The organism is uncultured Flavonifractor sp. (assembly GCF_944385615.1).
In the GTDB taxonomy this organism is placed as follows: Bacteria; Bacillota; Clostridia; order Oscillospirales; family Oscillospiraceae; genus Flavonifractor.
Window position 1 is genome coordinate 1 of sequence record NZ_CALWXV010000028.1, and the last position, 13,168, is coordinate 13,168.

12 protein-coding genes are annotated in these 13,168 nt (G+C 61.6%); 10 read left to right on the forward strand and 2 right to left on the reverse strand.

The features are described from left to right. The first annotated feature begins 153 nt into the window (after window positions 1-153). The 4 genes from Q0J75_RS08355 to rpoD all read left to right on the forward strand — a co-directional run bounded on the left by Q0J75_RS08355 (window position 154) and on the right by rpoD (window position 5,146). Entirely contained in the window at window positions 154-849 is a 696-nt protein-coding gene (locus Q0J75_RS08355; protein WP_297199499.1) for an HAD family hydrolase, read from the forward strand. A 96-nt stretch (window positions 850-945) separates the two neighbouring features. After that, window positions 946-1,950, forward strand: coding sequence for a deoxyguanosinetriphosphate triphosphohydrolase (locus tag Q0J75_RS08360; protein ID WP_297199502.1), 1,005 nt, complete (start codon window positions 946-948; stop codon window positions 1,948-1,950). Window positions 1,951-2,016: 66 nt separating this feature from the next. Beyond that, on the forward strand, window positions 2,017-3,807 hold the full coding sequence (gene dnaG, locus Q0J75_RS08365; protein WP_297199504.1) for a DNA primase: 1,791 nt from the start codon (window positions 2,017-2,019) through the stop codon (window positions 3,805-3,807). Further along, complete coding sequence (rpoD, locus tag Q0J75_RS08370) at window positions 3,800-5,146, forward strand: RNA polymerase sigma factor RpoD (protein ID WP_297199507.1); 1,347 nt, start codon at window positions 3,800-3,802, stop codon at window positions 5,144-5,146. The genes dnaG and rpoD overlap by 8 nt, the downstream gene beginning before the upstream one ends. 241 nt (window positions 5,147-5,387) lie before the next feature. On the opposite strand, the gene Q0J75_RS08375 is transcribed toward rpoD, so the two are convergent. Continuing rightward, a complete protein-coding gene (locus Q0J75_RS08375; protein WP_297199510.1) occupies window positions 5,388-6,068 on the reverse strand; it encodes a Crp/Fnr family transcriptional regulator in 681 nt (226 codons plus the stop codon). 146 nt (window positions 6,069-6,214) lie between these two features. On the opposite strand from Q0J75_RS08375, the gene Q0J75_RS08380 reads away from it, so the two are divergent. From Q0J75_RS08380 to ptsP, 6 genes are all read left to right on the forward strand, one after another. After that, a complete protein-coding gene (locus tag Q0J75_RS08380) occupies window positions 6,215-6,394 on the forward strand; it encodes a hypothetical protein (protein ID WP_297199513.1) in 180 nt (59 codons plus the stop codon). Window positions 6,395-6,688: 294 nt separating this feature from the next. Continuing rightward, window positions 6,689-7,432 carry a DeoR/GlpR family DNA-binding transcription regulator gene (locus Q0J75_RS08385; protein ID WP_297199515.1) on the forward strand — a complete coding sequence of 248 codons (744 nt, stop codon included), beginning with the start codon at window positions 6,689-6,691 and terminating at the stop codon, window positions 7,430-7,432. 3 nt (window positions 7,433-7,435) lie between these two features. Next, on the forward strand, window positions 7,436-8,338 hold the full coding sequence (gene pfkB, locus Q0J75_RS08390; RefSeq protein ID WP_297199518.1) for a 1-phosphofructokinase: 903 nt from the start codon (window positions 7,436-7,438) through the stop codon (window positions 8,336-8,338). A 43-nt stretch (window positions 8,339-8,381) separates the two neighbouring features. Beyond that, window positions 8,382-10,298 (forward strand): PTS fructose transporter subunit IIABC, encoded by a 1,917-nt coding sequence (locus Q0J75_RS08395; protein ID WP_297199520.1) that lies wholly within the window; start codon window positions 8,382-8,384, stop codon window positions 10,296-10,298. A gap of 81 nt (window positions 10,299-10,379) precedes the next feature. Then, on the forward strand, window positions 10,380-10,643 hold the full coding sequence (locus Q0J75_RS08400) for an HPr family phosphocarrier protein (RefSeq protein WP_297199523.1): 264 nt from the start codon (window positions 10,380-10,382) through the stop codon (window positions 10,641-10,643). A gap of 36 nt (window positions 10,644-10,679) precedes the next feature. Further along, window positions 10,680-12,389, forward strand: coding sequence for a phosphoenolpyruvate--protein phosphotransferase (ptsP, locus tag Q0J75_RS08405; protein ID WP_297199526.1), 1,710 nt, complete (start codon window positions 10,680-10,682; stop codon window positions 12,387-12,389). A 94-nt stretch (window positions 12,390-12,483) separates the two neighbouring features. Here ptsP and deoC read toward each other — a convergent pair whose 3' ends face one another. Continuing rightward, window positions 12,484-13,149: a deoxyribose-phosphate aldolase gene (deoC, locus tag Q0J75_RS08410; protein WP_297199528.1), complete on the reverse strand. Its 666-nt coding sequence runs from the start codon at window positions 13,147-13,149 to the stop codon at window positions 12,484-12,486. Window positions 13,150-13,168 lie beyond the last annotated feature (19 nt).

Below are 13,168 nucleotides of genomic sequence, written 5' to 3' on the forward strand. Positions count from 1 at the left end.
GGTGAGGTATTGAGAGTGGTTGTAACGGCAACTACGGCAGATTTCATGCACACTTATACTGCCGTGAATAATTCAGGTTGAATGTACCCCACACGGGCGGCCAAAATGGCCGCCCGACCTTCGTCTTATCCCCAACCAAATGAGGAGGCTTTTATGAGACCCTATTCCACTGTTATCTTTGACCTGGACGGCACCCTGCTGGATACCCTTCAGGATCTGCGGGACAGCACCAACTACGCTCTGGCCCTCCACAACCTGCCCACCCGCTCGCTGGACGAGATCCGCCGCTTTGTGGGCAACGGGGTGGGCCTGCTCATCCATCGTTCGGTGCCCGAGGGCACCCCCGCCGACCTGGAGGCCCAGTGTCTGGCCGACTTTCGGGCTCACTACCTGCTGAATATGGAACACCGCACTGCTCCCTATGACGGGGTGCTGGAGCTGCTGGACGGTCTGAACAAGGCTGGTATCCGACTGGCGGTAGTGTCCAACAAATTTGACGGGGCGGTAAAGGGCCTGTGCGCCTCCTATTTCGGGGACCGGGTCCGGGTGGCCATCGGCGAGTCCCAGGGAGTGGCCCGCAAGCCCGCTCCCGACACCGTCTTCCGGGCCCTGGAAGAGCTGGGGGCCGACGCCCAGGGGGCGGTATATGTGGGAGATTCCGAGGTGGATATTGAAACCGCCCGCAACGCCGGTCTGCCCTGCCTGTCGGTGACCTGGGGCTTCCGGGACGCCGGTTTCCTGGCCCAGCACGGCGCCCAGCGCACCGTCTCCACCCCCACCGCCCTTCTGGCTCTGCTCACTGGCGGGCAAACTGACGAATCCAGTCCCCTCCCCCAGGGGGATTTGTGAGCAGAATAGAAAATTTATAAAAAAAGAAGGGTTTTGCCCCGGCCGCGGCGTATATAACAGAAAGGCTGAAATCTGCTGAAAGGCTGGTGAGCGCCCATGGTACTGCGTGAACAGACCGAGGCCGCCGAGGCGGCCCTGTTCTCCCCCTATGCCTGCCTGTCCGCCCACTCCCGGGGGAGGATGGTCCCGCTGGAGCCCTGTCCCACCCGAACCTGCTTTCAGCGAGACATCGACCGTATTGTCCACTCCAAGGCCTTCCGGCGGCTCAAGCACAAGACCCAGGTCTTTCTGGAGCCGGAAGGGGACCACTACCGCACCCGCATGACCCACACCATTGAGGTCAGCCGCATCGCCCGCACCATCGCCCGGGGCCTGCGGCTCAACGAGGATCTGGCCGAGGCGGCGGCTTACGGCCACGACCTGGGCCACACCCCCTTCGGTCACGCCGGGGAGCGGGTGCTCAACGAGATTATGCCTGGGGGTTTTGCTCACAACGAGCAATCCCTGCGGGTGGTGGACCGGCTGGAGCTGGACGGCGAGGGATTGAATCTGACCTATGAGGTCCGCCGGGGCATCCTGTGCCACACCGGCCCCGACCAGGCCGAGACTCTGGAGGGGCGGCTGTTGCGGCTGGCCGACAAGATCGCCTACATCAACCACGATATTGACGACGCCATGCGGGGCAAGATCATCTACCCCATGGACCTGCCCCTGTCGGTGGCCCAGGTGCTGGGCTTCACCAGCTCGGAGCGCATCAATACCCTGACGGTGGACATTATCACCCAGTCCACCGGAAAAAATGACATTGTCCAGTCCCCCGCCTGCCGGGACGCCATGAATGAACTGCGAGAATTTATGTTCGAGTACGTCTATCACAGTCCGGTGGCCAAGGGGGAGGAGGGCAAGGCCCAGGATATGCTCCGCCGCCTGTTTGAATACTATGTGAAGGACCCGGACAAGCTTCCTTCGGAGTATCAGGACATCCGGGTGGAGGAGGGCGTGGAGCGGGCGGTCTGCGATTACATTTCCGGCATGACCGACACCTACGCTGTGGAGCAATTTTCAGACGCTTTTATTCCCAAATCCTGGAGCGTAAAGTAGATAGCCTTTCTCAACGCCGTATGAAAGCGGCATTATCTGGAAAAGATAGTCGGAAGGAGGACAGCAGTGGCGATCCCGGAACAATTTATTGACGATCTGGTAGCCCGCAGCGATATCGCCGACGTGGTGTCCTCTTACGTCCACCTGACCAGGAAGGGAAATAACCTGTGGGGGCTGTGTCCCTTTCACAACGAAAAGACCCCTTCCTTCTCCGTCTCCCCCGACAAGCAGATCTACCACTGCTTCGGCTGCGGCAAGGGGGGCGGGGTGATCTCCTTTGTGATGGAGATGGAAAACCTGCCCTTTGTGGACGCGGTGAAGCTGCTGGCCAAGCGGGAAGGGCTGGAGGTGCCTGAGACCGGAGAAAACGAGGCCTACCGGAAAAAGCGGACCCGGCTGCTGGAGCTGTCCAGGGACGCCGCCCGGTTCTACCACGAATATCTCACCGGCCCCGGAGGCCAGCGGGTAAGAGATTATATCGCCCAGCGGCAGATCTCCCCCCGCACCGCCACCCGCTTCGGGCTGGGGGCCGCCCCCGATCAGTGGGACGCCCTCACCAAAGCCATGACCGCCAAGGGCTACACCAAGCTGGAGCTGATGGACGCCGGGCTGGCGGTGGCGGGTAAAAACGGCGGCATTTATGACAAATTCCGGGCCCGGCTCATGCTCCCCGTCATTGACGTGCGGGGAGAAGTGGTGGGCTTCACCAGCCGGATTCTCCCCGGCGAGGAGGGGGCCAAGTACCTGAACACCCCGGAGACGGCGCTCTTTAAAAAGGGCCGTCTCATCTACGCCCTTAACTTTGCCAAGAACACCAAGCGGCCCAATCTTGTGCTGGTGGAGGGCAACATCGACGTCATCACCCTCCATCAGGCGGGGTTTGACAATGTGGTGGCCACCATGGGCACCGCCCTTACCGAGGAGCACGCCCGTATTTTGGCCCGGTACACCAAGGAACTGGTGCTGTGCTATGATAACGACACCGCCGGCAAGCAGTCCACCGACCGGGTGCTCAACATTTTAAAAAACGCCAACCTCACCGTCCGTGTGCTTCAGCTGCCCAACGCCTATGATGCCGAGGGCAAACCGGTCAAACAGGACCCGGACGATTTTATCAAAAAGTTCGGCCCCGCCGCCTTTGAGAAGTGCCTCAACGGCAGCGCCGGCCAGAACGACTACCGGCTGGACAGCCTGCTCTCCCGCCACGATCTGTCCAGCGAGGAGGGGCGGCTGGCCTATCTGAAGGAAGCGGTGGTCACCGTGGCCGCCCTTCAAAGCCCCATCGAGCGGGAGATTTACGGCAACAAGGCCGCTGCCGCTGCCGGTATTTCCAATTCCGCCATGGCGCAGGAAATTGCCCGCTACCGGAAGGACAAGACGTGGCAGGCCAGAAAACGGCAGGCCAAAAAGGACCTGACCCCCTCCGTCCAGCTCCAGCCAAAGGCCAGGGAGCTGCGCTATGAAAACATCCGCTCCGCCCGGGCGGAGGAGGGGGTCATCCGGCTGCTGCTGCTGGACCCCGGCCTGTTGGACCAGACCGGGGGGCTGGGACCGGAGCAGTTTTCCTCTCCCCTGCTGGCCAAGCTCTATGTGCTGCTCCAGCAGCGGCACAGCCAGGGGCTGAGCCTCCAGTTAGGGGCTCTGTCCGGGGTGCTGACGCCGGAGGAGATGAGCCATATCACCGGCATTGTGGAGCAGCCGGAATCCCCAACCAACCGCAGGCAGGCGCTGCGGGACTACATAGCAATTATCCAAACTGAAGCCGCCATCCGAGGCGGGTCCGACATAGACCCGCTGCTGGCGGCCCGAGACAAATTCAGAGAGAAAAAATCATATGGAGGACAACCGCATGAGTGAAAAAAAGACCACCGGAAGAAAGGAACTCACCCTGACCCTGGAGGATCAGGCCAAGCTGGCCCGGGACAACGTCAAGAAGATGGAGCAGGGCAAGATCGAGGTCATGAAGGTGGTAGAGGGCGTCCAGGGCTCTGAGAAGCTGGCAGAGCTGATCGAGCGGGGCAAGAAAAACGGCAAGCTCTCCTCCAGCGAACTGATGGACGTGCTGGAAAACATGGACCTGGAAAGCGAGCAGATGGACAAGATCTACGATACCCTGGAAAACCTGGGTATCGACACCGTAGGCGACGACTATCTGCCCGAGCTGGCCGACGACACCCTGCCTCCCCTGGAGGAGCTCAACGAGATCGAGGACCTGCCCGAAGAGGAGATGGTGGACCCCAACACCCTGGTGGACTCCTTCGGCATCGACGACCCCGTGCGGATGTATCTGAAGGAGATCGGCAAGGTCAACCTGCTCACCCCCGACGAGGAGGTGCAGCTGGCCCAGGACATGGGCGCCGGCGACGCCGCCAAGGAGCAGCTGGCCGATATGGAGCGGGCCAAGGAGGCCGGTGAGGAGATCACCCTGTCTGAGGACGACATCAAGGAACTGCGCCGCCTGGTAAGACGGGGCGAGGCCGCCAAACAGCGCCTGGCCGAGGCCAACCTCCGTCTGGTGGTGTCCATCGCCAAGCGGTATGTGGGCCGTGGTATGCTCTTCCTGGACCTGATCCAAGAGGGCAATCTGGGCCTTATCAAGGCGGTGGAGAAGTTTGACTACACCAAGGGCTACAAGTTCTCCACCTACGCCACCTGGTGGATCCGGCAGGCCATCACCCGGGCCATCGCCGACCAGGCCCGCACCATCCGTATCCCCGTCCATATGGTGGAGACCATCAACAAGGTCATCCGGGTGTCCCGGCAGCTGCTTCAGGAGCTGGGCCACGACCCCACCCCGGAGGAGATCTCCGAGGAGATGAACATGCCGGTGGACAAGGTGCGGGAGATTTTGAAGATCGCCCAGGAGCCCGTCTCCCTGGAAACCCCCATCGGTGAGGAGGAGGACTCCCACCTGGGGGACTTCATCCCCGACGAGGACGCCTCCGAGCCCTCTGAGGCCGCCTCCTTCACCCTGCTGAAAGAGCAGCTGGTGTCGGTGCTGGGCACCCTCACTGAGCGGGAGGAAAAGGTGCTCAAGCTCCGCTTCGGCATTGAGGACGGCCGTACCCGCACCCTGGAAGAGGTGGGCAAGGAGTTCAAGGTCACCCGTGAGCGTATCCGCCAGATCGAGGCCAAGGCCCTCAGAAAACTGCGCCATCCTTCCCGCTCCAAGAAGCTGAAAGACTTCTTGAACTAAGCTGTTTCTTGGGATTCTTCCTTCTTTGGGGCGCAGTTTTGGGGCCCCCGCGGGAGCCCAGCGCAGCGGGTCCCGTGGGGAGAGCCGGAGTGATGGAAGGAGTGAGCCTTCGCTTTCAGGCGAAGGCGAGGGATCTGTAATCCACGACGGCGATGCGCCATCCTTCCCGTTCCAAGAAACTGAAAGATTTCCTGAACTAAACATGACAGAGGGGCACCGCATTTGCGGCGCCCCTTTATTGTCATTCTCCAGACTCGGATAGGTTGTTCAGCCGGAACCGCCGTCCCTGGACTTCCAGCGTCCCTTCCCTTTGAAGCTGGCCAATGGTGCGGGACAAGGCGCTGCGGTCCACGCAGAGATAGTCTGCCAGCGCCTGCCGGTCAAAGGGTACCACGACAGTGGTACGCCCTGTGCGGCCCGCCTCCGCCTCCAGATAGGACAGCAGCCGCTCCCGGATGGTGCGGCCTGAGAGGTGGTCCAGCTTGCCGCTCAAAAACAGGTTCTTTTCCGCCAGCACCCACAGCAAATTGTGGATCAGTTTGCCATGGGCTTTACAGGCGGAGGCGCAGGGGGTAGACAGCCGCCGGCAGTCCAGCAGCAACACCGCCGTATCCGCCGAGGCGGTGACGCTGACCGGCAGGCTGTCCGCCCCGGCGCAGGCGTAGGACTCGGCGAACAGCCGCCCCGGCCCCATCTCTCCCATGACGATCCGTTGCCCGTCGGCCCGGATGCGGCTCACCTGCACCTTGCCGGACAGCACCACCCCCAGATGGGTGGCCGGGTCCCCGGCCTGAAGCACCGCCGTTCCCCTGGGATAGCGCCGCAGGGCTCCACCCATACAGTCCAGCAGGGCCAGCAGCTCCTCCTCTTCCATCCCCTGAAACAAAGCCGCCCGCTGCAAGGCTCCCAGATATTCCTGCATAGCTTCCCTCCGCTCTGTGTAATAAATCTCCCATTTCTCCCCGTTATCCTACCAAATCTTCCCCGGAAAGACAAGCGCCTCTTGCAATCCCCCACGAGAACTGGTAAGATGAAAGCACCTTATCAGAAACGGCAGGTGAAGCCATCATGGCCTACTTCTCTCTGGGTATTCTCTTTATCGTTCTGGGGCTGATCTTTCTGCTCATTCCCCTGGAAAAGCTACAGACCGTATTCCGGCGGATGCGCTCTAATGTCACCACAAAGATCGGCGGAGCCGTCCTTCTGGCGGCGGGCATCGCCTCCATCCTTTTGGGGCTCAATCCATAACTGCGTTTTATCTCCTTTTGCCAAGGGCTTTTTCCTGCATCAGGTCTGCCGCGTTCCGCCGCGGCAGACCTTTTTTGATTGATTTTGCTTGTTTTTCGCCGTCACTTCTCTTTTGCCTGGATTGTGCCGCCGTCCTCTCCATCCCATTGGGCAGACTGTCCAAAAACTGCCCGCTTTTTTTGTGGGTTAGATTGATTGTTTGTGATTGACTTTGATTATTCACGGTGCTATATTAATACCAGAAGAAAAAAGAATCATTTTCAATCAAAAAGTAGAGGAAAGGAGGAATTCCCCTTGCTGGCAGAACAGCGGTTTGAAGCCATTTTACAGGAGCTGGCGGACAATCGGGCGGCCAGTGTGACCCGGCTGTGCGAGCTGACCGGCGCGTCGGAGGCTACCATCCGTCGGGACCTGACCGCTCTGGCCCGACAGGGGCGTCTGAACAAGGTCCACGGCGGGGCCGTGCTGGCCAGCGGCACCTTTCAGGGAGAGGAGCCTGACGTCTCCACCAAGACCCTGCTCCACCGGGACGAAAAAGACCGCATCGCCCATTACGCCGCAGGGCTCATCAACGACGACGATGTGGTCTATCTGGATGCCGGTACCACTACGGTTCGAATGGTCGAGTATCTGAAAGGCTCCGGCGCCACCTTTATCACCAACGGCATCGCCTGTGCCCAGCGGCTGATGGAGCTGGACCTGCGGGGCTATGTGCTGGGCGGTTTTCTCAAGCCTGGCACCTGGGCGGTGGTGGGCACCGGCGCTTTGGAGGAGCTGGGAAAATACAACTTCACCAAAGCCTTCCTGGGTATCAACGGCATCACCGTCCGCCAGGGATTTACCACACCCGATCCGGAGGAAGCCGCCATCAAGGCTAAGGCCGCCGAGCAGTCCTATCTCACCTTTGTGGTGGCAGACAGCAGCAAATTTGAGTTGGTCTCCGCCGTAACCGTACTTCCTTTGGAAAAGGCCACCATCATTACCGAGCACCTGCCTGACCCCAGCTATCTGGAGCACACGGTGATTAAGGAGGTATAAGCCATGATCTACACAGTAACCTTTAACCCCGCCCTGGATTATGTGGTGTGGATGGACACCCTGCGTCCCGGCGAGATCAACCGCACCCAGAACGAGGCCATCCAGTACGGCGGCAAGGGCATCAATGTGTCCACCGTCCTCACCGCTCTGGGGGTGGACAATGTGGCCCTGGGCTTTCTGGCCGGGTTTACCGGCCGGGCCCTGGAGGAGGGCCTGCGGAGCCAGGGCATCCGCAGCGACTTCATCTGGCTGCCCGAGGGTCTGACCCGCATCAATGTGAAGGTTAAGGGGGGCAAGGAAACCGAGATCAACGGCCGGGGCCCCACGGTGGACGCCGCCGCTCTGCGGGCCCTTCAGGACAAGCTGGACCGGCTGGAGGCTGGGGATATTCTGGTGATCTCCGGCTCCGTTCCCGCCGCCCTGTCTCACGACGTATACGAGCAGATTCTGGCCCGGCTGGAAGACTGGGGCATCCAGTTCGTGGTGGACACCACCCGGGACCTGCTGTGCAGCGCCCTGCCCTATCATCCCTTCCTCATCAAGCCCAACAACCTGGAACTGGGAGAGATTTTCGGAAAGACCCCCACCACCGATACCGAGATCCGCCACTGTGCCGCCCAGCTGCAGGAGAAGGGTGCCCGCAACGTGCTGGTGTCCATGGCGGGGGACGGCTCCCTGCTGCTGGACGAGCGGGGGGGCTGCTACCGGCTGGGGGTGCCCAAGGGCACCGTCCGCAACTCGGTGGGAGCGGGCGACTCCATGGTGGCCGGTTTCCTGGCCGGATGGCTGGAAAAGGGCGATTACGCCTACGCCCAGCGTCTGGGCGCCGCCGCCGGGTCTGCCACCGCCTTCTCCGACGGTCTGGCCACCCGTGAGGCGGTCATGACCCTGCTCAACACCTTCTGACCAATAGCCCCTCTTATTCTGATCTGAAAGGAGCCCTGCTATTATGCGTATCGTCGACTTGCTGAGCACTGACAAAATCGCGCTGGGCGCTTCCGCCGCCGACAAGGACGGAGCCATCGACCTGCTGGTAGACCTGCAGGACAAGAGTGGATGTCTGACCGACCGCAAGGCATATAAGGAGGCCATTCTGGCCCGGGAGGCCCAGACCAGCACCGCCATTGAGATGGGCATCGCCGTGCCCCACGCCAAAAGCGGCTGCGTCACCGCCCCCAGCCTGGCCGCCTGTATTCTGAAAGAGGGCGTGGACTACGGCGCTATGGACGGCCAGCCCTCCGACCTCTTCTTTATGATCGCCGCCCCCCTGGACGGCGACCTGCACCTGGAGATCCTTTCCCACCTGATGGTCCTGCTGATGGACTTCGACTTCGTGGGCCAGCTCCGCGCCGCCCCCGACGCCAAGACCTTTATGGAGGTCATTGACAAGTTCGAAAGCGCCAAGTTCCCCGAGGAGGCTACCGCCCAGGCCGCTCCTGTGGAGGCCGCTCATGCTGCCGGTCCCCGCATCCTGGCGGTCACCGCCTGCCCCACCGGCATTGCCCACACCTACATGGCCGCCGAGGCCCTGGAGAAAAAGGGCAAGGAGATCGGCATCCCCGTCAAGGCCGAGACCCAGGGCTCCGGCGGAGCCAAGAATATCTTGACCCAGGCCGAGATCGACGCCTGCGACGGCATCATCATCGCCGCCGACAAGGAGGTGGATCTGGCCCGGTTTGACGGCAAGCATGTGCTGCGGGTACCTGTCTCCGACGGCATCCACAAGCCGGAGGAGTTGATCCGTCAGGCCCCCAGCGCCCCCATCTACCACCACACCGGCGAGGTGGTCCACGAGGCCTCCAACGAGAGCATCGGCCGCAAGCTGTACAAGCAGCTGATGAACGGCGTCAGCCACATGCTCCCCTTCGTCATTGGCGGCGGCATCCTCATCGCCTTGGCCTTCCTGCTGGACGACGCCTCCATCGATTACGCCAACTTCGGCACCAACACCCCCATTGCCGCCTGGTTTAAGAACATCGGCGGCGTGGCCTTCAACTTCATGCTGCCCATCCTGGCCGGCTTTATCGCCATGTCCATTGCCGACCGGCCCGGCCTGATGGTGGGCTTTGTGGGCGGCGCGCTGGCCGTGTCGGGCGCTACCTTCCTCTCCCCCTCCGGCACTGCTGTGTCCGCCGGCTTCCTGGGCGCCCTCATTGCCGGCTTTGCCGCCGGTTACCTGATGCTGGGTATGCGTAAGGTGTGCGACAAGCTGCCCCACGCCCTGGAAGGTCTGAAACCCATCCTCATTTACCCGGTGGTGGGCCTGCTGATTATCGGCCTGTTCATGTGCCTCATCAACCCCATCGTGGGCGCCATCAACACCGCCTTGTACTCCGGCCTGGAGGCCATGGGCGAGGGCAGCAAGATCGTGCTGGGTATCGTGCTGGCCGGTATGATGGCCGTGGATATGGGCGGTCCCTTCAACAAGGCCGCCTACGTGTTCGGCACCTCCACCCTGGCCACCATGGCCGCCGGGCAGGGCTCCGACATCATGGCCGCCGTTATGGTAGGCGGTATGGTGCCCCCCATTGCCATCGCGCTGGCCACCACCTTCTTCAAGAATCGCTTCACCGCGGACGAGCGCAAGTCCGGTGTGGTCAACTACATCATGGGCCTGTGCTTCATCACCGAGGGCGCCATTCCCTTCGCTGCCGGCGACCCCCTCCACGTCCTCCCCGCCTGCATCGTAGGCTCCGGCGTGGCCGGCGCTCTGTCCATGGCCTTTGGCTGCGCCCTCCCCGCACCCCACGGCGGCATCTTCGTGTTCCCCGTCATGACCAACGTGCTGGGCTATGTCGTGGCCCTGGCGGTGGGTTCCCTGGTAGGCATGGTCCTGCTGGGTCTGCTGAAGAAAAAGAAAGTCTAATGCCATCAAAACTTTGACAAGCTGCGCTGCAGCTGATATAGTAACACAGTTATCCATGTAAGTAAGAAAGGAAGTATCACTATGGTTACCGCCAAGACTAAGATCGTCAATCCCCAGGGTATGCACATGCGTCCCGCCCAGCTTTTCGTCAACACCATGGCCAAGTACAAAAGTGAAGTCACCATCGTGTTCAACGGCAAGAACATCAACGCCAAGAGCATCATGCACCTGATGGCCGCCTGCATCAAGCAGGGCAGCGAGATCGAGATCCAGTGCTGCGGCGAGCAGGAGGCCGAGGCCCTGAAGGCTGCGGTGGAGCTGGTGGAATCCGGCCTGGGCGAGTAATCGCCCAAGCCGCCGAATGGACAGGAGGAGACTGCTATGATCTTACGGGGTATCGCCGCTTCCGACGGGATCGGCATCGGCAAAGTCGTCCGCGTCCAGGAACAGAACCTGGACTACTCTGCCGTCAAGTACGGCGGCAAAGAGGCGGAGAAGGACCGGCTTCAGGCCGCCATCACGCAGTTCAACGAAAAAACCACCGATATGGCCGAGCACATCCGTACCCAGGTGGGCGAGAAGGAATCGGAGATCCTCACCGGTCAGATCATGATGCTGAGCGACCCCTTCATGCAGAGCCAGATGGGGGAGGCCATTGACGCCGGTCAGTGCGCCGAGGCCGCTGTGGACCAGGTGTGTACCATGTACGCCGAGATGTTCGCCGGTGTGGACGATGAGCTGATGCGCCAGCGTGCCACCGACGTGCGGGACATCCGCAGCCGGATGCTGGCCATCCTGTTGGGGGTCACTGGTGTGGATGTGAGCCGCCTGCCCGCTGGCAGCGTACTGGTGGCCCGCGATCTGACCCCCTCCATGACGGTGGGCCTGGACAAGGAGCATGTGGCCGCCATCCTCACCGAGGTGGGAGGACGCACCAGCCACTCCGCCATCCTGGCCCGGGCTCTGGAGCTGCCCGCGGTGCTCAGTGTCCCCAATGCCATGGAGCAGCTGAAGGACGGGGAGCAGGTCATCGTGGACGGCGGCGAGGGCGTGGCCCTGGTGGGCCCGGACCAGTCCACCCTGGCCCAGTATCAGACCAAGCAGGAGGAGTTTTTGCGCCGGAAGGCCCTGCTGGCCGTGTATCGGGACAAGGAGACGGTGGACGCCGAGGGCAACCGCTACGCGCTGTATGCCAACATTGGCTCCACCGCCGACGCGGCAGCCGCCGCCGGGTCGGGGGCCGAGGGCGTGGGCCTGTTCCGCACGGAGTTTTTGTTCATGGACCGGGTGGACATGCCCACCGAGGCCGAGCAGTACGAGGCCTATCTGGCCGTCTCCCGCACCATGGCGGGCAAGGAGGTCATCATCCGCACCCTGGATGTAGGCGGCGACAAGGCGGTGGATTACCTGGGCATGGCACCCGAGGAAAACCCCTTCTTGGGCCACCGGGCCATCCGCTACTGTCTGGACAACCCCGACCTGTACAAGGTCCAGCTGCGGGCCCTGCTGCGAGCGGGAGCTGAGGAGAAAAACATCAAGATCATGCTGCCGCTGGTCACCTCTCTGGAGGAGATCCGGGGGGCCAAAGCCCTGCTGGAGACCTGCAAGCGCGAGCTGGAGGCCGAGGGCCTGCCCTATCACAAGGACATCCCCCTGGGTATCATGGTGGAAACCCCTGCCGCCGCCCTTATCGCGGACCTGCTGGCCCGGGAGTGCGACTTCTTCTCCATCGGCACCAACGACCTGACCCAGTACACCATGGCGGTGGACCGTGGCAATGCCCAGGTGGAGAACCTGTACACCACCTTCCATCCGGCGGTGCTTCGCTCCATCCGCAATGTGATTACCGCCGCCAAGGAGGCGGGCATCCAGGTGGGTATGTGCGGCGAGGCCGCCGCCGATCCCCGGCTCATCCCCCTGCTCATGACCTGGGGCCTGGATGAGTTCTCGGTCAGCGCCTCCGCCGTGCTGGCCACCCGTGCCCAGATCCACCACTGGCACACCGCCCAGGCATCTCAGGTGACCCAGAAGGCCATGGGCCTGTCCACTGCCGCTGAGGTAGAGGAGTACCTCAAATCCGCGGTACAATAACAAACAGAAATCAATCTTTGGCGCGCAAAAAAGGGCGTTCCCATGCCGGGAACGCCCTTTTTATAGTCTATAGTCAATATGGATGAAACTGAACTCAATAGCCCTGGGGCGCCTGCCCCTTCACCAGCTTGACGATAGCGGAAGTACCCAAGCGGTCAGCGCCCAGGTTGATAAAGTCCTCGGCATCCTGCAAGGTGCGGATTCCTCCGGCAGCCTTGACCCGCACCTCGGGGCCCACGTTGGCCTTGAACAAAGCTACATCCTCCCGGGTGGCTCCGCCGGTGGAGAAGCCGGTGGAGGTCTTGATATAGTCCGCTCCCGCCTCGGTGACGATATGGCACAGCTTGATCTTCTCCTCCTGGGTGAGCAAGCAGGCCTCCACAATGACCTTCAGGATGCGACCCTGGCAGGAGTTCTTGATGGTCTTGATCTCCTCCAGCAGGTCGTCCCAGCGTTGATCCTTCACCCAGCCGATATTGATGACCATGTCGATCTCATCGGCACCGTTGCGGATGGCGTCCTCGGTCTCAAACACCTTGACCGCGGTGGTGGAATAGCCATTGGGGAAACCGATGACGGTACAGATCTTCAGGTCATTGCCCACATAATCAGCCGCCTGCTTCACATAGGCGGCAGGGATACAGACCGAAGCGCAGTCGTACTTCATCCCATCGTCGCACACTGCCTTGATCTGTCCCCAGGTGGATTCCGGCTTGAGCAGGGTGTGGTCACAATGGGTCAGAATCTCCTTCACGTCCATGTCAACTCTTCCTTTCTAA